Here is a 21,217-nt window from a genome sequence, read left to right as displayed (position 1 = left end):
CCCAGCCTCCATCCGCTGGCGATAAAACCGGACAACTCACGTGCTACCTAATCCGGACAACTCATCTGCTTACGACAGTTGGGCTACGGCCTTCTTGTCAAGGCTCGCTCCATAAGCTATATGACTACTTTGGTCACAGGGCTGTCAAGATGAAAGAGATTCAGCTTAAAGACGTGAAGGCGACGTTCTCGCATGTGGTCGACGAAGCGGTTGCAGGCGCACCGACGGTTGTCACCCGTCACGGCAAAAGAGAGGCTGTCGTAATCAGCTATGCGGACTACGAGCGCCTTTCCCGTGTGCCATCGCTGGGTTGGTTGCTTACAAACTCGCCCTTGGAGGACGGCGACCTGCCAGCGCGAAGCCGAAAGCCCGCACGGGCTCTGCGTGACCCGGCGTTTTGACGTTGTACCTTCTGGATACGAATGTCGTCAGTTTGCTCGCCCCCTCGAGACGCAGGACACCCTCCGATGAAAGACTAGTTGCCTGGATCGTCGACAGATCCTCCGACCTTTGGCTGTCCGTCATCACCTCGGCTGAGATCGAGGACGGTATTGCGAACGCCAAGCGAACCGGTGCCACCAAAAAAGCGGCCGCGCTCGCTGAGTGGTGGGGAGAAATTCGTCACTACTACGGTAGCCGCATTCTGCCTCTTGATCTCGAGACGGCAACGATAACCGGGCAACTTATGGCAGTCGCCCGCGGAGCTGGCATCTCTCCCGGTTTCGAGGATATCGCGATTGCTGCCACAGCCACGCAACACGATCTAATCGTGCTCACGGACAATGAAAAGGATTTCAGACCGCTCGGAGTTCGGTATCAGAATCCGTTCATCGGGCTTCCCGGTTAGCTTGTCCAATCGAAATATTGAAGTTCACATAAGTATATGAATAGTAATCACAAATGTTAGTTCCATAATACATGTTATGCGACTTATGGGTATTGCCGCAAAATAGAAATGTCTTGATTCCGCAAAGTAGGAATGTCGCCCTGCTCGCCGATGAGCGAGGGAGACGGCGGGTTGGGACTGATCTTAATGAGCGAGCGCGAGCTGCAACGCATCGAGGTGCTGTCGAAGGTTTTGGAGCGGCGCATGACGGTTGTCTCGGCGGCGCATGTCCTGGATATGACAACGCGCCAGGTCCAGCATCTGCTGAAGGCGTTCCGGACTGAAGGCGCCGCGGCACTTCGGCACAAGGCTCGAGGACGACCGTCGAACCATCGATATGTCGCCGGCATCGGTGAGTTGGCGGTTCGGCTGGTTCGGGAACACTATCTCGACTTCGGGCCGACCTTGGCGGCCGAGAAGTTGGCGGCGAACCACGGCCTGATCGTGTCGCGAGAGACGTTGCGCAAATGGATGGCGGAAGCCGGAATCTGGCTGTCGCGCAAGCAGCGCCGGACATTCCATCAGCCTCGTTTGCGTCGAGAATCTTATGGCGAGCTGGTGCAGATCGACGGCAGTGATCACCGTTGGTTCGAGGAGCGGGGCGATCCATGCACCCTGCTCGTCTTCATCGACGACGCCACGAGCAAGCTCCAGCAGCTTCGCTTTGTGAAGTCGGAGAGCACCTTCAGCTCCTTCGAGGCGCTGGAACTCTATCTGAAGGCACACGGCTGCCCAGTCGCATTCTACTCCGATAAGCCCCAGTCCCCTGGTCGATCATGAGAACCTGAAAGAACCTACCCGGCCTGTCGTATCCGAAGTGAGCCGCGAGCCTTCGGTTCTGCTTCCTTCCCTTCGAGAAGCTTAAGGATGTGACCAATCTCCAAAAGCTTGCCAGTGACGCCAGCGGCTATCGCCTGCGTCATGCGGCGCGAGGCATCAATGCGTCGCTCAATTGTAATACCTGGAATGGAGGCCACCGGGCTGGCGTGAGCCTCTGCCTTGTTAGAAAAGCCATTGGTCTGGCGCGTGAAATGGCGCTAGTACATCCGCTTGGTCATGCGCAGGGGCCGCAAACGGGGGTTGGCGGGCGCCGATGCTCGTCGCGCGCGCGCTGATCTCATGATGCTGCGAGCATTCGCCGGTTGTTTAACAACTTCGTGATGCCGTGTGCGGTCATTGGTCGGCTCAGCGCATAGCCTTGCAAGATGTCACAGCCTAAATTCTTGAGGACCTTGGCCTGCTGCATCGTCTCGACACCTTCGGCGATGACCTCCACGCCCAAGGACCGGCCAATCTGCACAATCGATTGTACGACCTCTCGCTGCTGGGCTGACCTGGCGATTGGACCAACTAGCTGGCGTGCAATTTTCAACCGTCGCGGTTGAAGCTTGAGCAAGCTGACAATCGACGCATGGCCGGTGCCGAAATCGTCAATTTCGATGTCGATTCCGAGTTCCTTGATCTGGTTGACGTTCCAGATCATAAGCTCATCGTTGTCGTCGAGGAAGATTGATTCTAGAAGTTCGAACGAAACGGTTCCTGGTTTTATCGAAAGTGACGTCAGGCTGGTGATCAGCTCCTCGTCCTGAAGCCGTCTCGCGGAGACGTTCACCGAAGCGCGCGGAACCAGGAGGCCGGCCCTCTGCCAGCGATCAAGGTCGTGGAGGGTTTGTTCCAGTACTAGTCGGTCAATAATTGAAACGACATTCAACTCTTCAGCAATCTTGAGGAACCCGGCTGGCGTCTGAAGTCCGTCGGCGGGATGGTTCCAGCGCGCCAGCGCCTCAACGCCCGCAACCTCCAGCGTTTTGGCATCGAACTGTAGCTGGTAATGTGGAACAAACTCGTTGCGTTCCAACCCTGCGAGGATCTCGTCGGCTACCCGTTTGGTCCGGATGATCTCAGAGTGGAGGTCCTGGGTGAAGAACTCATATCGATTGCGTCCCCGACTCTTGGCCCGGTAAAGGGCTATATCCGCGTTGACCATCAGGCGTGGGCCGTCGATGGGACCGTCCGCATCGACTGCGATCCCGATGCTAACGCCGATACGGCATTGATGGTCCTTGTAGGGAATCGGCTGCCGCAATCTATGTATGATGCGGTCGGCCAGCTGTTTAAGCTGATCAGTTGAGATATCGCGTCTGCAGACTACCACAAACTCATCGCCTCCGACTCGGGCAACGAAGTCTGATGAGCGAACAGTTGATGTCAGCTCCTTTGCGGTATGGATCAGCACGGCGTCGCCGATGGCATGGCCGAGCGTGCCATTTATCTGTTTGAAACGATCGAGATCAAGATGCAGAAGCGCGGCGCCGCTGCCAGGCGTTGAGCCTGTGACGGCGTAGCTATCGAGCATCGTGTCAAGGTGGCGGCGATTCGGAAGGCCGGTCAGTGAGTCGTGAAGCGCCGTATGCTCATTGCGCGCTGTCGCCGCCTCAAGCTCAGCACTCCTCGTTTCGGCGAGATCCTTTGCCCGTTCCAGTTCCCGTGTCTGGATCACATCCGCCGTCACGTCCCATTCCGCGCCAACCATTTTGTGATCGGTGCCGTCCCTGTAAGTCTTGGCACGCACGCGGACGTGTCGGACAACTCCATTGGGAAGCACCACACGATATTGCGAAGAGTATATGCCGGTTGCGATCCCTTGCGCGAAATCCCGCTTAGCCTCGTCGAGATCGTCAGGGTGGATCGATCTTGACCACTCTTCGAAGGTTCTTGGTTCGCCATCTGCTGACTTGCCATAGATTTCGTTCAGGCGGTCGTCCCAGAATATAATGTCCGAGTCGAGATCCTGCTCCCAGACGCCAATTTGCGAGGCGTCAAGCGCAAGCTCCAGCCTCTCTGAAAGCTGTGCCAGTCGTCGTTCGCCGCGGCGCAGATCGGCGTAATGCTTATACCGCTGATTGAGAAGCCGCCCCGCAAAGACGATCGGAACCACGACCAGGGCGCCGCCGATGAGCATTGTTAGTCGCAAAATCCAGGCGTTGCGGGGCGTGGTGTTCCAGCCACCCTTGGGAATGGCGGAAATTTGCCAAGATCCTGTCGGCAACCGCACCTCGGAAGTGACGGGATCTTGTTCCGTCACGTACGCGGGACCGTAAAATCGCGCCCCGCTTCTCCCGAGAGCGTCCTTACCTGTCAGAGCGATTTCGATTGGCAGGTTCTTGTCTAAAAGACCGCTGTCCGCGTACAGCTTCGGAACGTCGATCACGGCGGCCACTATGCCCCAGAACGTCTCGCGAGGGCCGTCACGGTCAAGGAAGACAGGAAATCGCCCGATGAATGCCTGACCTCCTTGTTTGAGTTCTACCGGCCCGGCTAACACCAGTTGCTTGTTATCGCGTGCCCGAAGTACTGCTTCGCGCAGCTTTTCGTCTTCGCGGAAGTCCAGCCCTATCGCTTTTTCATTGCCTTCCCTCGGATACATCAACGAGACGACCAGGTCAGGGGCGCCGGCAATGTTTCTGATCTGTGTCTTCTCGCGAAAGAGGCTCTTTGCCAGTTTGGCAAAGCGAGCTTGGCTCATGTTCGGTTCAGTAACGATCGTCGCGACCAGACCACGCGCCAGTTGAAGGTCTCCGTTGACATTACCCTCAAGTTTGGCGCGAACGAGGTTCATCTCCTTCGCAACGTCAACGCGCAATGCCTGCTCGGTTACAATGCTGTTTTGATGGTCCGCAAAAATTCCGGCAGTTAACAGCACCGCAAGGGCGATCACTGCCGGAAGACTGGTCCAGGTCATCAAGGTGCGGAAGCGCTGATGAATAGCAAATGGCAAGATGGAATCTCGGTCGCCCTGATTTCCAGTTGGCGCAGGATATCGGAGCCGACTTAATCGAATCTCTTCGCCTCTACTCAAAATTTATAAAAGACACCTGGAAGACTACCGCGTATCTGGCGTGCGCTGATCTCGCCAGCAGGCGCTTGCGTTTGGATCCTCGCAGACCGGGCCCGATCCCCAGTGCCTGTTCGATGAGCCGTGGATCAAGGCCAACATGGCTCGCTGTCATGTTGGCGGCCGAAGTGGAAGCGGCTGTGCGCCCTGGCTCCGCGCGGCCATTGGCGCACCCTGACCTTCCGTGGCGCGCTGCGCTGTATGGGTGCGCGGCTGCTCCACGAATATAAGGCGATCAGCGCGGCCGGCATGGACTAAGCGGCGCCCCGCGGCAAAAAGATAATCAGCGGCCAGAGCTAACGACCGCACCTGAGCGACGAGCGGTTGAATGATACCGGCGTTTCGCGGTTTGACACCAACTGCGCTGCGCGCTGAATGAAGAGGCGCGCTGAGATCAGAAGCGTGGGGGCGGCTCGTAGCGAGGGACCGTGACTTCCTAATCGCAGGGGATATTGCCGCCGACATCCCATAGCGCCGCCAGGAGCACGCAAACTACCTACTCTCATATGCCGAGAGGCGGTGTCTCACAGATAGACGATTATGTTGAGAGTCGATAGGCACTACTTCCCAGGTGTTGCAGAGCATGGTGCCGCTGAGGAGACCGATGAATGCCTGGAAAGCCGCACTCGCGACCGCAGTCGGCCTTTTTCGCTTCCAACGAGCACGGGGGTTTGGGGTCGCCGCCGTCTGCGCTGCGGTGGCGGTGGCCGCCGCGCTCGATACGATCCTGGCCCTCGTGCTGGATCCGACCTCCGTGTAGCCCGCCGCGAGCCACCAAGTGATGAACGACCGACTCTCAGCACTCAGACTGTTTGCTCGCGCCGCGCGCGTCGGCAACTTCTCCCGTGCCGGGCGCGAACTTGGCCTGTCGCAGCCGTCCGCATCCAGGCTGATCGCTGCGCTCGAGGAGGAGGTCGGCGCGACGCTTTTTAGCCGCACCACGCGAGCAGTGACGCTGACCGAGGCCGGCGCGACGTACTTGATGCGCGTCGAAACGATCCTCGCAGCGCTCGACGATGCCGACCACGAGGCGCGCGGAACAGGAGAGTTGCGCGGCTCGCTTCGCGTCGGCACGCCGACAAGTTTCGCGCTCAGGGAGATCATCCCGCGGCTTGGCGCGTTTACGAAGCAGCATCCGGCGCTGAAAATCGAGCTCCGAGTGACGGACCGCTACCCAGACCTCGTGACTGAGGGCCTCGACGTGTCGTTGCAGTTCGGCGCCCTCCCCGACTCCAGCGCGATGGCGCGCAAACTCATCCACCAGCCAAGGGTACTCACGGCCTCGGCAGGCTACTTACAGGAGCGCGGCACACCCACGATGCCGTCGGATCTCGTGCACCACTCGGTGATCATCAGTCCAGCGCATCCCTCGCCGACTTTCTCCTTCCGCAAGGGCGGCCGCATCACCTCCGTGCGCGTTGATAGCGCGCTCTCGATCACCACCAACGAAGTAGCCACGGCAAGCGCTGTCGCCGGGTTGGGGGTCGCCGCATCGAGCGAAAACAGCGCGCGGGCAGAGCTCGACGCCGGGAAACTTGTTCGGGTGCTGCCCGACTGGGATTTCGGCTCGATGGAACTGAATGCGCTCTTTGTCAGCGCAAAGACCATAAAGCCCGCCGCCCGTGCGTTTACCGACTTCCTTCTCAGGGAACTCCGCGCTGCAGACGATCGACCATAGGATTGCAGCGATAGCGCGGCATTCCCGGCAGTTATTGATACGATACGTTTACCCTTCCTGCCCCGAAACTTAATGCTAGCAAAGCAAGCACCCGACCGGACGCCCTCGCGCCGGAGGTTTTCTGCATGCTTCGAAATAGCCGAAGACGCGTAAGCGGGCGGCGGTCAATACGATGAACGGCTCCCATGGCCAAAGTGCTAGTACTCTACTGCTCCTCCTACGGGCACATCGAAAAGCTCGCACACGAAATCACCGCGGGCGCGCGCGAGGCGGGCGCGTCCGCCGACGTGAAGCGAGTGCCTGAACTTCTATTTCCGGAGGCGCGAAGGCAGCCAACGACAACCTCGACCAGACCGCTCCAGTCGCGTGCATCGACAACCTCGCCGTGTAGGACGCGATCGTCTTGGGCGCAAGCAGGCGCTGCGGCAGGATGTCGTCCCAAATGGCAAGTTTCCTCGACCAGGCTGGCGGCCTATGGGCGAAGGGAACCCTCAATCGCAAGGTCGGCGGCTCCTTCGCGTCATCGACGACGCAGGATGGCGGCCAGCAGACGACGCTGTTCACCATCATCACCAATCTGCTCCACTTCGGCATGACGGTGGTCGGAATGAACTGCGGGTTTGCCGGCCAAAGGAAAGTCGATGAGATCGCCGGCGGTACGCCTTACGGCGCCACGACAATTGCCGGCCCCGACGCGCAGCGGCCGCCGACCGAGAACGAGCTTGCCGGCGCCCGGTGCCGGCGACGAGCCATCGCGGATATCGCCACGAAATTTCACGGCTAAACGACGCGATCAAAAACGCGGTGGGGCGCTGGCGCGTCGACCGTGCAATCAAGCGGAACGGTGCTGGCAACGTGGAAGAGAAGGTGGAAGACCAGGACGGCATGGAACAAGCCGAGCATGACCTGCTCGCCGACCTCAGGCGAGCGCGTCGCTCATTTCGTCTCCAGGACATGGATGAGTCCGCGGCGGCTGCGTGCCTGACGCCCGGGCAAAGGATAGCTGACGCCGTCGCCAGCGTCATGGGATCGTGGAGTTTCATCATCGTGCAAAGTGCGATCCTGGTCGTCTGGATAGGGGCCAACCTAGTCAGCGCGATCAGGGGCTGGGACCCCTACCCGTTCATCCTTCTCAATCTCGCGCTTTCTTTCCAAGCGGCCTACGCCGCGCCAGTCATCATGATGAGCCAGAACCGGCAGCAGGACATCGATCGCAAGGCCGCGGAGAATGACTACCGCATCAACGTGAAGGCGGAGCTCGAGATAGAGTTGCTGCATGAAAAGATCGACCAACTACGTGAGCGCGAAGTCCTGAAGCTGACGGAGGCCGTCAGGATGCTGACCGAGCTGCTGGAGCAGTCGGCGTCGGGCGCACGCGAGGCCGATGCGGAAGGCGGACGGCGATCATAACGCCCGGCTATCGACTTCATGGCGTGACGTCATTTCCCATTCGCGGCGCGGAATACTATGTTACGCCGGTACCTTGCTCATCCGGCGCACTACGGCTTGGCGTTGCGCGGGACGACGCTCTTTTTACCTGCCGAGGAAGGATGTCCGCCATGGTTACTCGCGGTTTTACCGGCCGCCAATCCGGATCGGAACTATCGGATCGGATTCCCCCGGGACAGCACCTCGTCGACAATTTCCCGGTGCTTACGGCCGGTCCCACGCCGAGGATCGAGCCCGCGGACTGGACATTCACGCTAAAGGTCGGACCTCGTCCGGTCAAAGCTTGGAGCTGGTCGGAGTTCAACGCCCTCCCACGAACCAAGATGACGCGAGACATCCACTGCGTGACCTCCTGGTCGAAGCTCAACACCGCGTGGCAGGGCGTGGCCGTCGACGATATCCTCGCCGACGCCGGCCTCAGCGCACCCACTCCGTTTGCGCTCGCCCATTGCTACGACGGCTACTCCACGAACGTGCCACTGGCGGACCTCGCGACGGGCAAGGCGATGATCGCACTCGAGTACGAAGGCCAGCCACTGCCGCGCGACCACGGGGGGCCGGCGCGGCTCTTCGTGCCGCATCTCTACTTCTGGAAGTCGGCGAAGTGGGTAAACGGGCTTCAGTTCACCGAGCGCGACGAGGCCGGCTTCTGGGAGCTGCGCGGGTACCACATATACGGGGATCCGTGGCGCGAGCAGCGATACACGAATGACTGAAGCGATTGGCACAACCGCGCGATGGCAGAGCTGCGCGATTGTCGAGATCGCGACGAGAACGCCGGCTATAAAGAGCTTCTTTCTTCGCCTATCCGAACCGTTCGAGTATACGGCCGGACAGCACGTTGACGTGCGGCTGACTGCACCCAACGGCTACACTGCCATGCGCAGCTACTCGATCGCGTCGGCCCCGGGCAATTCCAAAGTGATCGAGCTGGCGATCGAGCGCCTCGCGGACGGCGAGGTCTCCCCGTTCTTCCACGACGTCGCTCGAGCAGGAGATATGATCGAGCTTCGCGGGCCGCTTGGCGGTCACTTCCTCTGGCCGGGACCGACAGCGAAACCGCTGCTCTTGATCGGCGCGGGCTCCGGCGTCGTGCCGCTGATGGCAATGATCCGGCATCGGAAGGCCAGCGGCGAGCCAGTGCCTGTCGCGCTGTTGCTCTCCTCCAGGACCTGGCGTGACGTGCTTTTCAGGGACGAGCTCCTCGAGCTCGAGAGGTCGCTTCCCGATTTCGCACTCGCCCTGGCCTTGACGCGCGAGCCGGCGATGCGCAGCAGCGACTTCAGCAGGCGGATCGACGCGGCGATGGTCGCCGACGTCGCGGCACGTCAGCCTGTCTCTCCCGGCAGCGTCTTCGTGTGCGGGTCGACTGCTTTCGTTGACATCGCGGCGGACGCGGCGCTCGCATTGGGACTGGAAGCGAGAGCGATCAAGGCCGAACGCTACGGCGCTTGAGGGACCGTTCCTTTCGTTTTGCGAGAGCATAATTTTCGCAAACGCCAGATTATCCGTGCGGCCTGCAGCGACTTTAGTGGTTGAATGCGAGGACCCGCGCAGTGAATGAACGGGAGCCACTGGGGTGCTGTCCAAGGCGACCGATGTCGACGGCTGGAACGTCTTCTGCCGTCAAGAATATGTGCCTTTGTCGGGCCATTTCGACATTGGGACTGACTGCGTCGAAGCACTCTAGAGACGGGATACGAACATGTTTTCAGTGATTTTCGAAGTCCTCCCCAATAAAGAGAACTGGGATGACTACCTCGACAGCGCCAAGATGCTGCGCCCCGAGCTGGAGCAGGAAGAGGGCTTCGTCGACAACATCCGCTACAAGAGCCTGATCCGCGAGGGCTGGATCCTTTCGCTTTCGAACTGGCGGGACGAGAAGTCGCTCGTGCGCTGGCGCACCCGCAGGCATCATCACGAACTCCAGCAGAAAGGCCGCGACGAAATCCTCGCCGACTACCACCTGCGCGTGGGTCAGATCACTGCCGACAATCAGCTGCCGACGGGGTACGCCCTCACGGAGCAAAGGCTCGATGAGACTGAATTTGGGGAGGGCACGACGGTTACGCTGATCAACGCGACTCGCCCCGCGCAGTGGAAGCAAACCAACAACCCGTACGATTGTGCCGAGTGGCTTGGCCTGAATCCGTGGGCCGCCGACAGCACGTTCTGGGACATCTTTGACGCCGTACTCACGCCCGGCGACCTGATTCTCCTCATATCGTGGAAGAACGCCGCTGCCGCGCAGGCTTATGAGGACGCTTCTGCGCCGAATAACAAGGCCAGGATCCGAAGAGTGCGGATCGTGCGCGACTACGGAAAGTATGACCGTCGCGAGGCGCCTCAGTACTACGCGGATGCCGAAGGTGGCGAGACCCTCCACGCCTGATACCCACTGTCGGGAACCGTCGACCCGCAGCGTGATAAACCCTACGTTCGCAAAAGTGCGGGCCGCGGGGGAGCCAGGTCGCGCTCGCGAGGCCGTAGCTACGATACCTGGTCAAGGCGGGCCTGCCAAAAGGCCCTGTCGAAACCTGAAAGGAAAGCACGATGACGAACTCGAATGATGGCGCTCCCCACCCGCAGGCCGTGGTAGGCGGCGATCTTGACGGCGCCGGCGCGCTCAACGGCCGCGCCGGCGCATCGGAATTCTCCATTGGCGGCCTCAATGGGAGGGGCGGCATCACGGCCGGGGCAAACCCCTACGAGCTGCTCAGCGCTTCGCTCGCCGCGTGCACAGCGATGACGATACGGCTGCAGGCGCGAAGGCGGAAATTCCCGCTTTCTCATGTCGAGGTGGCTGTTTCATATCACCACGGCATCGAGGGCAGCCGCGACTCCTTCGAGCGTTCCATCCGGCTCGAAGGAAACCTGAGCGACGAGGAACGTGCCCAACTGATGCAGGCCGCGGACATGTGTCCGGTGGGGCGGACGCTTGGCCTCAGCGCCGACATCCGCACGAACGACAACGTCAGCGTCGGGCGAGCGGCTAGCTATGACGACGACTTGCGCAAGCTTCCGATCCCGAACATCGACCCCGACTAGAGGCATAATGCCGAAGAATGTGAAGCGGTTTTCGGGCAACACCATGCTCAACTTCTCCGATTTAGAGACGAATTCAGATTTCAGGTCGATTCGACCTGAAATCATCTGCTAGCGGGCCGCGAGGTAGACGGCGAACGCATCGGCATCGTCGCGTCGAGCGCCGGAGAGCGGCGTCACCTGGCGTTAGACTGCCTTCGCGGGCCTCACCTCCGGAAAATCAATCGGGGTCCGCACTGCATTGTTCACGAAGTTGGTCAACAGGAACTGAGCAGTCAGCGCGATCATTTCGAGGGTACTAGCATCCGTCCAGCCCGCATCCTTGACCGCCGCAAACTGGGCGTCGGAGAGTTTGCCGCGCGTCTCGATAAGCGCCTTCGCGAAGGCGACCGCAGCTTGGCGCTTGGAGTCGCTCGATCGGCCCTGCCGGTTTAGATCGATTTCCTCCGGAGGGATCTTCGCGAGGTTCGTTGAGACATAGCTGTGCGCTGCAAGGCAATAGTCGCAGCCATTTGCCTCCGAAACCGCGAGCGCGATGCCCTCCCGGGTCTTCAGATCGAGGGCCTTGGACAGCGACCCCATCAGACCGGCCCAGCCGCCCAGAACGTTCGGACTGATGGACATGAGGCGATAGTGGTTCGGTACGAAGCCGAGCATCTTGTTGATGTTGTCGAGGATTGGCTGGGATTCGGCAGGCGCGTCGTCGCGACCCGGGATAGCGATGCGGGACATTTCTTCTCCGTTGGACTCTGGCCGGCTCGGTTTTTGAATTGCTGTGGTAGCCTCTGCCGTTCGGCGCCATAATTGCCTAATCGTGAGAAATGGCCTCTCGGAGGGTGAGAGAAATGGACCGGTTTGAAGCAATGTCGCTTTTGGTAAGGTCGGCGGAGGCCGGCAGTTTCTCCGCGGCAGGCCGTCAGCTCGGCGTCCCTCTACCGACCGTCAGTCGGAAGGTCGCCGAATTGGAGACCCACCTCAATACCCAGCTGCTGGTCCGATCGACGCGGAAACTGTCCCTGACCGAAGCGGGGCTCGCCTACGTCGCCGCCTGCAAACGCATCCTGGAACAGGTCGAGGAAGCCGAATCGCAGGCCTCTGGGGAGTACACAGTCCCGCGCGGTACGCTCACGATGACCGCGCCTATTGTCTTTGGGCGCTTCCACGTAGTGCCTGTCGTGAATGAATTCCTCGCGCGTTTCCCGCAGATCAGCATTCAACTGACGCTCACCGATCACACGATCAACATCGTCGACGAGCACATCGACCTGGCCGTCCGCGTCGGCATGTTGCCCGATAGCACACTCGTCGCGACGAAGGTGGGCGAGATCAGGCGTGTGGTGTGCGGCAGCCCCGACTATTTCGCCGCCCATGGCGTCCCGAAAACGCCTGACGACCTGGCCGAGCACATGTGCGTGACGTTCACGGCACTCGCAGCTGGGATGACGTGGGTTTTCAAGCCGCGCGGCAAGGCGACGAGGAGCGTGCGTCCCTACTGTCGGCTGAAGATCAACACGGCGGAGTCCGCGATCGACGCGGCGCTCGCCGGCGTCGGCGTGACGAACGTGCTCTCTTACCAAATCGCGAGGCCTGTGGCCGCGGGGAAGCTCAGGATCATCCTGGAGGACTACGAGCCTGACCCGATCCCGGTGCATCTGGTGCACACCGGACAGGCGATCCTGCCCCTCAAGCTGCGGCGCTTCATGGAGTTCGCCGCTTCTCGGCTGCGCAAGTCGCTTGCGGCCGACCTGGCCAAGCTCTCCGCGCCAAAGATATGCGCAAAAACGACGAAGTAGCCAACTCTCTCTCGGGCGATCATTCATGCATGAGAAAAATAACTCAAACTCGCGCGGCAAGACTACCGGAGCCACGCTGCACCAGCGATTATGCTAGTGGCATGCCGGGCCGCGCGCGACGAGCCGAAGATGTTACTCCAAGACGAATTGGACGCCGTTAGAGCCGAGGATTTGGCCAGGACCCCGCCGAACGTGACGCTGGTTCGGCAACGGGCGGTGGAAGCGCTTGCCACATCCGGATTGGCCGAGCGGGCCGCGCAGGCCGGGGATCAAGCCCCTCCGTTCCGGCTGCATGATGGGCATGGCCGGGCATTCTCATCATGCGAGGCGCTGCGTCGAGGCCCGATGGTTCTCTTCTTCTACAGGGGGAGATGGTGTCCCTACTGCACAGTCGACCTTCGCGCGATCGAGGCGTGCTCTCACGACATACGCAGCCTCGGCGCCTCGCTGGTTGTCATCTCACAACAGACGGCCCACAACAGCCTTGAGACGCAGAGGTGGAATGCCCTTTCATTCGCGAGCCTGGTCGACGCGGGTGGCAAGGTCGCGCACGCTTTCGGCCTACGCTGGAGGGCCTCCGACGAACTGCGTTTCGTCGAGAAGGAATGCGGCATAGATCTCGCGACCTTCAACGGCGATCCGAGCTGGACGTTGACTATGCCGGCCCGGTACGTCGTTGCGCCCGACGGAACGATCAAATACGCCGATATCAGTGTCGACTATACGCGACGCGGCGACCCGTGCGATCTGATTCCGGTCCTCGCCAACCTCGCTGCGCACTAGCCGCTTTCTGGGGCTCCAGAAAGCGTGTCCGGGCGTCCAAACGAATAGACCCGGCCATTCCAACGTGCGCCTGCAAGTGGCATCCATGCTCCGTTGTTACGGCGTGCCCCGCACGCCACCGGGTGCATAACCTCGCCATCATAATGGTCAGCCACTTGACGGAGAAAACACATGGAGCTTCATCAAGTCCGCTACTTCCTCGCCGTCGCGGCCACCCTCAACTTCACTCGCGCGGCCGAGCAGTGCAACGTAACGCAGCCCGCCCTGACAAAGGGGGTGCAGAAGCTTGAGCAGGAGCTCGGCGGCGAATTGATTTACCGTGAGCGCCAATTGACGCAGCTCACCGACCTCGGAAAGGAAGTCCTTCCGATGCTGGAACGCACATTGTCCTCGGCGGAGGCGGTGTGTCGCAGAGCCCAGGAGTTCCAGCGCAAGGAGGTCGCACCACTGAAGATCGGCCTCGCCCCCTCCATCTCGGCGTCGCTCGTGCTCGATCCGATCGCGGAGATTGCAAAGTTCGTGCCTGGACTTCACGTGGAGCTGTACGAGGGTGTAGCGCAGAGACTCGTCGATTTATTGCTTGAGGGGGAGATCAGCGCCGCAATCGTCGGTGACGTGCCCGACATGCCCGCCCGCATCGACGACTGGTTGCTATTCGAGGAGCGCTACGTCGCAGTTCTCGCGCCAACACACCGCTTGGCGAACCGTCTATCGATCGGTATCGACGACCTCCGACAGACCGTCTTGCTGGATCGCGCGGGATGCGACGTCGCCCCAAAAATCCAACAGACGTATTTTCCAAAGGGACCACCCCATCTCGGCCACTGCAGCGGTCATGAATTGCACCTGCAGCACATGGCGGCGGCTGGCTTCGGCGTGATGCTCGCACCAGAGCACATGCCGCGCCTTCCCTCACTCAAGACCATTCCGCTCGAAGGCGATCAGGTTTGGCGGGAAGTCCGGTTGCTGGCTGTGCAGGGGCGCCGCTACTCGCCGGCGCTGGACGCTTTTGTCAAGGTCGCGCGGCTTCGCGACTGGTCGATCGATGTCCCCCATCGCGGGATGCTGGACCCAACGTTTCCGAAGGCGGCGGGCGTGCCGGCATGACCGCGGCACGCACGCCGCCGGCCAACCGCTTCCAGCCAACCGATCCGCAGTTTGACGCCAAACGGATGCCAAGCCAGATCGACAAGACACTCGCCCAGATTCGTTCGGAGCTGTTGACGAGGTTCAGCGAAGCGGACTGGGCGTCATACAACCACCTCGTGGGCTGGCTTCGCGATATAGACGTGGTATCGTACGCGTTGAAGGTCGGAGATGCCGCGCCGGACTTCCTCCTTCCGGACGCGGACGGTCGTCTTCACTCCTCCGACCAGCTGCGCCGGGGCGGCCCCCTCGTCCTGAGTTTCTTCCGAGGAGACTGGTGTCCGTTCTGCACCGCCGAGCTGTGCGCCCTTCAGGCGGCGAAGGAGGAGTTTGAGAGCGTCGGCGCAACTCTCGCGGTCGTGACACCCGAGACGGGACAATTCCCGCGGCAACTCAAGCGAAGTCTGGGCCTAGACCTGAAGGTACTGTCTGACGTCGACTACGGCGTTGCGTTGTCGTATGGCATATTGTTCCGGGTGCCTGACGAAATCAAAGCGCACTATTCCGGGCTCGGTTTCGACTTCGGTGCGCGGCACGGTTCGCCAGTCTGGATGCTGCCCATTCCCGCGACTTACATCATCGACACGGAGGGCCGGATCCGCAGCGCGTCCGTCGAACCCGACTTCACGATGCGGGCGGAGCCGGCGCAAATCTTGGCCTCGCTGCGCCGTGCCGCTTCCACGTCTTAGCCGGAGGGGTCCGCCACCCAACACCACGACCTGTTGCGGACCGCGGCCGGTGGGCGCGTCGCCCCGACAGGGATCGACGGCTTTGAACAAGCATGTCGAGGACGGAATCACTCCGACCGACGGCTCGCCAAAGCAGTGCTTCTTGCCGCTTGCGCTGCGTCGATGGCATCGTTTCGATAGCCCGAGGTGATTAGACGCTCGCCAACCCGCTACCTATTCTTCCAGCCTGCGCGAGAAGGAGCTCCGCGAAATGCCGACCTATAGGAAAAACCCAGCGACGGTCTCGAAGCTGACTCCGGAGCAGCACCGCGTCACGCAGACTGACGGGACCGAGCGCCCTTTTGCCAACGAATACTGGGGCAACAAGGAGCCTGGCCTCTACGTCGACGTGGTTTCCGGCGAGCCGCTGTTCGCATCTTTCGACAAGTCCGACAGCGGCACCGGGTGGCCGAGTTTCACGCGGCCTCTCGAGGCCGCGAACGTCGTAGAGAAGGACGACAGCTCGCATGGCATGACACGGACCGAGGTCCGCTCCAAGCACGGCGACAGCCACTTGGGCCACCTCTTCCCGGACGGACCGCTCGACAAGGGCGGGTTGAGATACTGCATGAACTCGGCCTCCCTTCGTTTCATCCACCGCGATCAAATGGAGAGCGAAGGGTACGGCCAGTACGCGAAGCCCGTTGCAAAACAGGAGGTCTGACAATGGCAGCGAGTACAGAACGAGCGATCCTTGCCGGCGGTTGCTTCTGGGGAATGCAGCAGCTGATGAGGCGTTTGCCCGGCGTCGTGTCGACACGGGTCGGATATTCCGGCGGTGACGTCAAGAACGCCACCTATCGCAATCGCGGCACGCATGCAGAAGCTATCGAGATCATCTTCGATCCAAGCAAGACGAGCTTCCGCGACCTGTTGGAGTTCTTCTTCAAGATACACGACCCGACCACGCCCAACCGGCAGGGGAACGACCGCGGCACGAGCTACAGGTCTGCGATCTTCTACACCAACGACGAACAGCTACGCGTCGCGCAAGACACGATCGCCGACGTTGAAGCCTCAGGACTGTGGCCGGGCAAGGTCGTGACCGAGATTTATCCCGCTGGCGATTTCTGGCAGGCGGAGCCCGAGCACCAGGACTACTTGGAACGTTACCCGAACGGCTACACCTGTCACTTCGTCCGGCCGGGTTGGAAGTTGCCGCGAAGGAACGCCGCCTGAGGGCGGCTGCGGTACGTGTGACCTGCGGCGGGCACATCTTGACTGCATGTGCCTCACAAACCGTTTTGTTAAATATTCCCGCCGCCGCGAAGTCGCCCACACACGACAAGGCTGCGAGATTTGGACGGCCGGACACAGCTTTCAGATTCCAAGCGCGGATGCATCAGATGTTCGGCGACGCCTGGGAATGGACACGCACAGCCCGTCCTCGCCTCACCGGGGTTCCGCGCGGTCGAGGGCGCGGTCGGCGAATACAATGGCAGTTCATGTCCGGGCAGTTCGTTCTACGCGGCGGATCTTGCGTGACGCCGCCGGGATACCTCCGCGCGAGCTATCGCAATTTCTTTCCGGCACACGCGTTGGCAATTCTCAGGACTTCGCTTGGCGGCGGACAGCTCGGTCCGCCTGTTCGCGAACGACTTGAAGGCGCTCCGCCGGAGGATCGCCGAAAGCCTTCTGTGAGTTCCGCGACGTCGCCTCGGCTGAGAGAAAACGCGGAGCCGTGATGATCTTCGTGTACCACCTGAAAGCCTTGATGTCTCAAAGCGTCCCGTGGCTGCTGGGGGCGCTGGTGCGTCCAGCGCACCTTACCGCGGTCGCGCCTACGCAATCCCGGAGCGAACACCGGCGTCAGGCTGCGTCGGATTCCTCGATCGCGTCTTCGATCGGCGTAGCGCTGTTGGACCAGGCTCGCTGCGCCTTGGCGCGGTACTCTGATGGGTCGCTGCCGTAATATCTGCGGAAAGTGCGCGTGAAGCTGCTTCTACTCTGGTAGCCGGCGTTCAGGGCGACCTGATCGACAGACAGCGCATTGGCCGCGAGCAGGTCCGCCGCGTGACGCATCCTCACGCGGCGGAGCAATGACATTGGAGACTCTTCGAAGGCGGCGGAAAACCTAGCCATAAAAGCCGAGCGGCTGAGACCGACGGCATGAGACAAGCTCTGGACAGTGTGCGGCGCGGATGGGCGCGAGGCCATTTCGGCAAATGCCCGTGCGATCGGAGGATCGCTCAAGTTCGAAAACCGCTCCACCCACGCGTTCGTCGACACCAGGCTGCGCCGGAGCAATGCGAGGAGAACAAGTTTCAGCAGTGCCGCCGACATCGGCCCTCCACCAACCTCCTGGGCTGCGAGCTCGGCCATCGCGTAGGTCATCACTTGGTCGAGCTGGTCGTGCACGTCGAACCTCTCGACAATGGGCGTTGCCAAGGAGGCGAACAAGTCGAGCGCCGGACCATAAGTGGCCCGGAAGGCCCCGCACGCAAGCACCAGTGTCGGATCACCGTCTCCGACGGTGTGCCGCTGAGACGACCCCAGTGTGAAGCCGCCGTTGTTGTGTTTGCCGGCGTTCCTTAGTGCGATCGGATGCTCCGTTGCGGTGATCGTCATCGCTCGCCCAGGAGGGACGACTACCAGCGTGTGCGGTATCAGGCGTATGGGCGTTTCATGATCACGGAGAATGAACCCGGCGCCTCGAAAGCAGTAGTGGATGGTGGAGGTTGCCGCGCGGGCAACCGCCAAGTGGGCTCCCGCCGCAAGCGTGCACTCCGACAGGCTGACTAGGGTGACGTCCAAAGTGGTCATCAACTTGTCGAGGTCTTGTCGCGATATACGCCAGAACGGCTCGCCTGCCACGTCCAGAAGCCTTCTTTATGGTGCTCAGGCCCAGCTCGACTGCGAGACAGCGGGACGATGCCATCTCGCCCACGCCTTCGGCCTGCGCAACCGGGCGAAGGGCCATTCACGCTCCCACCTGATGTGGGATTGATCGGTTCGATCTTCACTGCCTTCAACTGAAGACGCTGAACAATCACTCAGTTGCAGCTGACGGAGTAGTGGCTGAAGTCGAATTAGATATATTCAGGCGCAACATGAATGATCCTGCTGAGCGTCTCAGCGACCGGCAAACTTTATAAATTCACACAAACCGATGCCCAGGCGCCTCAACAGGAAGCCCCGAGTCTCGGTCGCACGGCCGAATTCGCGACCGACCGATCGCGACGCACCAGTATCGGACGTCAGCGTCATACCTACACTGTGCGTGCCGCGCGGCCACGCGGCTCCTCGGTCTGCGACAGTATCCGGGACAGTCCGGCAATGAGCGTCCTTGCAACGGCCCTGGGCAATTGTGAGCATGGCACCTTTGGATGACGATACCTCGCGCCTATCGAAAGCATGTCCAAAGGGAATTTCTAATTTCGTCCGCCGCGTCCGATCTTTGAGTCTGGCTGGGCCGGCCGAGCACACGCGGCCGCCTTGACATCGATTGAATTTATTGCAGCGCGTCGCGCGTGGGCTGCAAAGGAGCGCTCTATGGACTCGCGATTATGCCGCGACCAAAAAGTGGTTTGCAACTTCCTGAGCAACGAACAGAGCGACAAAATTTTCCATACGTCCGTCGCGGCTTTCTCGACGTTGCCGCTCCCCGCGGGCGCTGCTTCGCTGGCGCCGGGCGTCCTGGCAGGAACGGCGGCAAAGATCGCCGCTCTCGCGGAAGCATCCCAACCCACCTCCTCCCAAGCCGTGGATGCTTCCGCGAGTACTATCGCCACCAGATTGCCATCGCCAACGCCCTTCTATCTTTCATTCGGCCGGAACGAAGCCGGCTTCGTCGAGGTAACGGCCAACGTGATGTTTCCTGCGGAAGCGCTGATACCGCGCCCGCTGACCATCGCCGGCCCGGCCGGAGCACGGCCCACCAATGGATTGGCGGTCGACTTTGTCGTCGAGTCCAATCGTGACCAACTGAATGAGATTGTCCAACGGGTGCGGGACGGACGATTGCGGACGAACATCGACAAAGTCGTAACCCTCGACGAGGCGATCGCCGCGTTCAACGTGACCGAGCGACGTAAGGGGAAGACGATCATCCGCATTCGTCCGTGAGCGAATCGCGCTCATCGATGAAGCATTTCCGCTAAGCAGACAAAAGACCCGAGGAGACAATTCCCATGAAAGCGATCGTAGTGACGGACCAGGCTGCAGGAACGGCCGGGATGAAGTTGGTGCAGCGGCCCGAGCCGCAGGCGGCGATAAACGATGTCGTCGTCGAGATCCATGCGTCGGGGTTCGTCCCGACCGAGCTGACGTGGCCCTCGACCTGGACCGATCGCGTCGACGGCGACCGGACGCCATCGATCCCCGGGCACGAACTGGCCGGAGTGGTCACCGCCCTGGGCTACGGTACGACGGGACTGTCGGTGGGCCAGCGGGTGTTCGGCCTCGCCGATTGGTATCGCGACGGCACCCTGGCGGAGTATGTAGCCATGGAAGCGCGCAACCTCGCGCCATTGCCGGGCGATATCGACTTCACGGTGGGCGCTAGCCTGCCGATCTCGGGCCTGACCGCGTGGCAGGGACTGTTTCAGCACGGCCGTCTTCAGGCGGGGCAGAGCGTCCTTGCGCATGGTGCGGCCGGCGCCGTCGGGTCGATGGTGACGCAGCTCGCACGAGAGGCCGGCGCCTACGTCATTGGCACCGGACGCTCTGCCGACCGCCAGAAGGCGCTCGACTTCGGCACAAACGAATTCGTCGACCTCGAGAACGACACCCTGGAAGACGTGCGCGCAGTCGATCTGGTGTTCGATGTCATCGGCGGCGACATCCAGAAGCGGTCCGCGGCGCTGATCCGAGCCGGAGGCACGCTGGTGACCGTCGTCGGCCCGGCCGAGACGCGGCCCGTGGAGGGCCTGGCGGTCGACTTCGTCGTCGAAGCCGATCGTGCCCAGCTGAGCGAGATCGTCCAGCGGGTGCGGGACGGACGGCTGCGGACGAACATCGGCAAAGTCGCGCCCCTCGACGAGGCGATCGCCGCCTTCAACTCGACCGAACGACGCGCGGGGAAAACGGTCATCCGCGTTCGCCCGTGAGAGACACGTGCCGATCGATGCACGCAGCCAGCCGACGCCTTAATCCTTACCGGTCATACCGTTCCTGTCGCCGTGAGTGCAGGGTGACGGTCGGGAGCCGATTCGTCCGCATGGGGGCCATACCGGACGATGCACCATTCGAGGGAGTGGCTCCAAACAATGCGGCTCCGCAAGCTTGTGGCAAGGAGTTCCTCAATGGGTCTTGATGGATAACGGCGCGATCCGAGATGTCCTAGAGCGGTCGATAGAAATTGCCTTATGAGCTGCGAAGCGTCTTCGTGGCCCGCGTTGCCAACGTCCTGACGGTGGGGCGTTGCGCCGCGTTATTCGATCGCCGTGCTTCCAGGCACACGCTTCGCTCGCCGTCTGCCGGCAGACCACCGCCTATTGGCTGCTAACTTTGTTAGGCTGATGAGCAAGGAGACAGAAGGTGAAAAGGGAGATCCGGGACAATCCGCCATGAGCCGGTTTGCATTGCCTCTAGATTCGAAGACGGCGGGGTCGTCCTGCACACATTGGTGTCATAAGAGCTGTCCGGCCTGGGTACGGATCGCGGCTGGCGCATGGCGTTTTCGAAGCATTGCAACGCGACGGCAAAAGAGCGATCGCGAAGTGCCCCTTCATGTCTTCCTACGCCGCGCCGCACCCTGAGTACGGTGCGTTCCTCGACGGCTGATCGAAGACCGACGCGACGCCGGTTGCGACCGGAGCTTTTGGACAACGATATCCCATTCCTATCAAATGCATATCCAAAAGGAATTTCTAA

General features: G+C 61.1%; 20 protein-coding genes and 4 pseudogenes. 21 read left to right on the top strand and 3 right to left on the bottom strand.

Going from position 1 to position 21,217, the window contains the following annotated elements; translation table 11 throughout:
- Nucleotides 1-149 precede the first annotated feature (149 nt).
- From FJ443_RS25235 to FJ443_RS25225, 3 genes and pseudogenes are all read left to right on the top strand, one after another.
- A complete protein-coding gene (locus FJ443_RS25235) occupies nt 150-401 on the top strand; it encodes a type II toxin-antitoxin system Phd/YefM family antitoxin (protein WP_140522731.1) in 252 nt (83 codons plus the stop codon).
- A gap of 2 nt (nt 402-403) precedes the next feature.
- Nucleotides 404-847, top strand: coding sequence for a type II toxin-antitoxin system VapC family toxin (locus FJ443_RS25230; RefSeq protein WP_140522733.1), 444 nt, complete (start codon nt 404-406; stop codon nt 845-847).
- Between the two features lie 171 nt (nt 848-1,018).
- A pseudogene (locus tag FJ443_RS25225) lies at nt 1,019-1,639 on the top strand (ISNCY family transposase); the annotation flags it as partial.
- A 364-nt stretch (nt 1,640-2,003) separates the two neighbouring features.
- On the opposite strand, the gene FJ443_RS25220 reads toward FJ443_RS25225, so the two are convergent.
- Complete coding sequence (locus FJ443_RS25220) at nt 2,004-4,628, bottom strand: EAL domain-containing protein (protein ID WP_140523374.1); 2,625 nt, start codon at nt 4,626-4,628, stop codon at nt 2,004-2,006.
- 211 nt (nt 4,629-4,839) lie between these two features.
- On the opposite strand from FJ443_RS25220, the pseudogene FJ443_RS31815 reads away from it, so the two are divergent.
- The 9 genes and pseudogenes from FJ443_RS31815 to FJ443_RS25185 form a co-directional block, all read left to right on the top strand.
- Nucleotides 4,840-4,982: pseudogene (locus FJ443_RS31815) on the top strand (IS630 family transposase); the annotation flags it as partial.
- Between the two features lie 403 nt (nt 4,983-5,385).
- Nucleotides 5,386-5,541 carry a hypothetical protein gene (locus tag FJ443_RS31300; protein ID WP_181165398.1) on the top strand — a complete coding sequence of 52 codons (156 nt, stop codon included), beginning with the start codon at nt 5,386-5,388 and terminating at the stop codon, nt 5,539-5,541.
- Between the two features lie 21 nt (nt 5,542-5,562).
- A complete protein-coding gene (locus tag FJ443_RS25215; RefSeq protein ID WP_140501511.1) occupies nt 5,563-6,459 on the top strand; it encodes a LysR family transcriptional regulator in 897 nt (298 codons plus the stop codon).
- Between the two features lie 185 nt (nt 6,460-6,644).
- A pseudogene (gene wrbA / locus FJ443_RS25210) lies at nt 6,645-7,243 on the top strand (NAD(P)H:quinone oxidoreductase).
- Nucleotides 7,195-7,869, top strand: a complete 675-nt coding sequence (locus FJ443_RS25205; RefSeq protein WP_224647543.1) for a DUF1003 domain-containing protein — start codon at nt 7,195-7,197, stop codon at nt 7,867-7,869. Before wrbA ends, FJ443_RS25205 begins: the two are co-directional and overlap by 49 nt.
- A gap of 149 nt (nt 7,870-8,018) precedes the next feature.
- Complete coding sequence (locus tag FJ443_RS25200; protein ID WP_140501506.1) at nt 8,019-8,624, top strand: sulfite oxidase-like oxidoreductase; 606 nt, start codon at nt 8,019-8,021, stop codon at nt 8,622-8,624.
- Nucleotides 8,617-9,363, top strand: a complete 747-nt coding sequence (locus tag FJ443_RS25195) for a ferredoxin reductase (RefSeq protein ID WP_181165397.1) — start codon at nt 8,617-8,619, stop codon at nt 9,361-9,363. The genes FJ443_RS25200 and FJ443_RS25195 overlap by 8 nt, the downstream gene beginning before the upstream one ends.
- A gap of 250 nt (nt 9,364-9,613) precedes the next feature.
- Nucleotides 9,614-10,300 (top strand): antibiotic biosynthesis monooxygenase, encoded by a 687-nt coding sequence (locus FJ443_RS25190; protein WP_140522735.1) that lies wholly within the window; start codon nt 9,614-9,616, stop codon nt 10,298-10,300.
- A 161-nt stretch (nt 10,301-10,461) separates the two neighbouring features.
- Complete coding sequence (locus tag FJ443_RS25185) at nt 10,462-10,956, top strand: OsmC family protein (protein ID WP_140522737.1); 495 nt, start codon at nt 10,462-10,464, stop codon at nt 10,954-10,956.
- 183 nt (nt 10,957-11,139) lie between these two features.
- Here FJ443_RS25185 and FJ443_RS25180 read toward each other — a convergent pair whose 3' ends face one another.
- Nucleotides 11,140-11,685, bottom strand: a complete 546-nt coding sequence (locus FJ443_RS25180) for a carboxymuconolactone decarboxylase family protein (RefSeq protein WP_140501500.1) — start codon at nt 11,683-11,685, stop codon at nt 11,140-11,142.
- 113 nt (nt 11,686-11,798) lie between these two features.
- Between FJ443_RS25180 and FJ443_RS25175 the strand changes: the two genes are divergently transcribed.
- The 7 genes and pseudogenes from FJ443_RS25175 to FJ443_RS31810 all read left to right on the top strand — a co-directional run.
- A complete protein-coding gene (locus FJ443_RS25175) occupies nt 11,799-12,746 on the top strand; it encodes a LysR family transcriptional regulator (protein WP_140501498.1) in 948 nt (315 codons plus the stop codon).
- Between the two features lie 192 nt (nt 12,747-12,938).
- Nucleotides 12,939-13,529, top strand: coding sequence for a peroxiredoxin-like family protein (locus tag FJ443_RS25170; protein WP_281405129.1), 591 nt, complete (start codon nt 12,939-12,941; stop codon nt 13,527-13,529).
- 171 nt (nt 13,530-13,700) lie between these two features.
- Nucleotides 13,701-14,636 carry a LysR family transcriptional regulator gene (locus FJ443_RS25165; RefSeq protein WP_140522739.1) on the top strand — a complete coding sequence of 312 codons (936 nt, stop codon included), beginning with the start codon at nt 13,701-13,703 and terminating at the stop codon, nt 14,634-14,636.
- The gene (locus FJ443_RS25160; RefSeq protein WP_140522741.1) at nt 14,633-15,364 is read left to right on the top strand and encodes a peroxiredoxin family protein; all 732 of its coding nucleotides are present in this window, start codon (nt 14,633-14,635) and stop codon (nt 15,362-15,364) included. Before FJ443_RS25165 ends, FJ443_RS25160 begins: the two co-directional genes overlap by 4 nt.
- Nucleotides 15,365-15,614: 250 nt before the next feature.
- On the top strand, nt 15,615-16,067 hold the full coding sequence (gene msrB / locus FJ443_RS25155) for a peptide-methionine (R)-S-oxide reductase MsrB (protein WP_140501490.1): 453 nt from the start codon (nt 15,615-15,617) through the stop codon (nt 16,065-16,067).
- A gap of 2 nt (nt 16,068-16,069) precedes the next feature.
- Nucleotides 16,070-16,582: a peptide-methionine (S)-S-oxide reductase MsrA gene (gene msrA / locus FJ443_RS25150; RefSeq protein WP_140522743.1), complete on the top strand. Its 513-nt coding sequence runs from the start codon at nt 16,070-16,072 to the stop codon at nt 16,580-16,582.
- A gap of 158 nt (nt 16,583-16,740) precedes the next feature.
- Nucleotides 16,741-16,978: pseudogene (locus FJ443_RS31810) on the top strand (SUMF1/EgtB/PvdO family nonheme iron enzyme); the annotation flags it as partial.
- Nucleotides 16,979-17,212: 234 nt separating this feature from the next.
- Here the strand turns inward: FJ443_RS31810 and FJ443_RS25140 are convergent.
- The gene (locus FJ443_RS25140) at nt 17,213-18,166 is read right to left on the bottom strand and encodes an AraC family transcriptional regulator (protein WP_210239479.1); all 954 of its coding nucleotides are present in this window, start codon (nt 18,164-18,166) and stop codon (nt 17,213-17,215) included.
- Between the two features lie 729 nt (nt 18,167-18,895).
- Here FJ443_RS25140 and FJ443_RS32110 point away from each other — a divergent pair.
- Both FJ443_RS32110 and FJ443_RS25130 read left to right on the top strand, forming a co-directional pair.
- Nucleotides 18,896-19,468, top strand: coding sequence for a zinc-binding dehydrogenase (locus FJ443_RS32110; protein ID WP_347439607.1), 573 nt, complete (start codon nt 18,896-18,898; stop codon nt 19,466-19,468).
- A 65-nt stretch (nt 19,469-19,533) separates the two neighbouring features.
- Nucleotides 19,534-20,451, top strand: a complete 918-nt coding sequence (locus FJ443_RS25130; RefSeq protein ID WP_140501484.1) for an NADP-dependent oxidoreductase — start codon at nt 19,534-19,536, stop codon at nt 20,449-20,451.
- Nucleotides 20,452-21,217 lie beyond the last annotated feature (766 nt).

This window comes from Mesorhizobium sp. B2-6-1, assembly GCF_006440475.1.
In the GTDB taxonomy this organism is placed as follows: Bacteria; Pseudomonadota; Alphaproteobacteria; order Rhizobiales; family Rhizobiaceae; genus Mesorhizobium.
Note: the sequence above shows the minus strand (reverse complement) of the source record. Positions and strands in the feature narration are given on the sequence as shown.

What these genes read in the sequence shown, in the direction of transcription:
- FJ443_RS25215 (WP_140501511.1), top strand. Translation starts at nt 5,563, where the DNA reads ATGAACGACCGACTCTCAGCACTCAGACTGTTTGCTCGCGCCGCGCGC.
- FJ443_RS31300 (WP_181165398.1), top strand. Translation starts at nt 5,386, where the DNA reads ATGAATGCCTGGAAAGCCGCACTCGCGACCGCAGTCGGCCTTTTTCGC.
- FJ443_RS25190 (WP_140522735.1), top strand. Translation starts at nt 9,614, where the DNA reads ATGTTTTCAGTGATTTTCGAAGTCCTCCCCAATAAAGAGAACTGGGAT.
- FJ443_RS25160 (WP_140522741.1), top strand. Translation starts at nt 14,633, where the DNA reads ATGACCGCGGCACGCACGCCGCCGGCCAACCGCTTCCAGCCAACCGAT.
- FJ443_RS25130 (WP_140501484.1), top strand. Translation starts at nt 19,534, where the DNA reads ATGAAAGCGATCGTAGTGACGGACCAGGCTGCAGGAACGGCCGGGATG.
- FJ443_RS32110 (WP_347439607.1), top strand. Translation starts at nt 18,896, where the DNA reads ATGGACTCGCGATTATGCCGCGACCAAAAAGTGGTTTGCAACTTCCTG.
- FJ443_RS25165 (WP_140522739.1), top strand. Translation starts at nt 13,701, where the DNA reads ATGGAGCTTCATCAAGTCCGCTACTTCCTCGCCGTCGCGGCCACCCTC.
- FJ443_RS25185 (WP_140522737.1), top strand. Translation starts at nt 10,462, where the DNA reads ATGACGAACTCGAATGATGGCGCTCCCCACCCGCAGGCCGTGGTAGGC.
- FJ443_RS25175 (WP_140501498.1), top strand. Translation starts at nt 11,799, where the DNA reads ATGGACCGGTTTGAAGCAATGTCGCTTTTGGTAAGGTCGGCGGAGGCC.
- FJ443_RS25195 (WP_181165397.1), top strand. Translation starts at nt 8,617, where the DNA reads ATGACTGAAGCGATTGGCACAACCGCGCGATGGCAGAGCTGCGCGATT.
- FJ443_RS25200 (WP_140501506.1), top strand. Translation starts at nt 8,019, where the DNA reads ATGGTTACTCGCGGTTTTACCGGCCGCCAATCCGGATCGGAACTATCG.
- FJ443_RS25140 (WP_210239479.1), bottom strand. Translation starts at nt 18,166, where the DNA reads ATGACCACTTTGGACGTCACCCTAGTCAGCCTGTCGGAGTGCACGCTT.
- FJ443_RS25235 (WP_140522731.1), top strand. Translation starts at nt 150, where the DNA reads ATGAAAGAGATTCAGCTTAAAGACGTGAAGGCGACGTTCTCGCATGTG.
- msrA (WP_140522743.1), top strand. Translation starts at nt 16,070, where the DNA reads ATGGCAGCGAGTACAGAACGAGCGATCCTTGCCGGCGGTTGCTTCTGG.
- msrB (WP_140501490.1), top strand. Translation starts at nt 15,615, where the DNA reads ATGCCGACCTATAGGAAAAACCCAGCGACGGTCTCGAAGCTGACTCCG.
- FJ443_RS25220 (WP_140523374.1), bottom strand. Translation starts at nt 4,628, where the DNA reads ATGACCTGGACCAGTCTTCCGGCAGTGATCGCCCTTGCGGTGCTGTTA.
- FJ443_RS25180 (WP_140501500.1), bottom strand. Translation starts at nt 11,685, where the DNA reads ATGTCCCGCATCGCTATCCCGGGTCGCGACGACGCGCCTGCCGAATCC.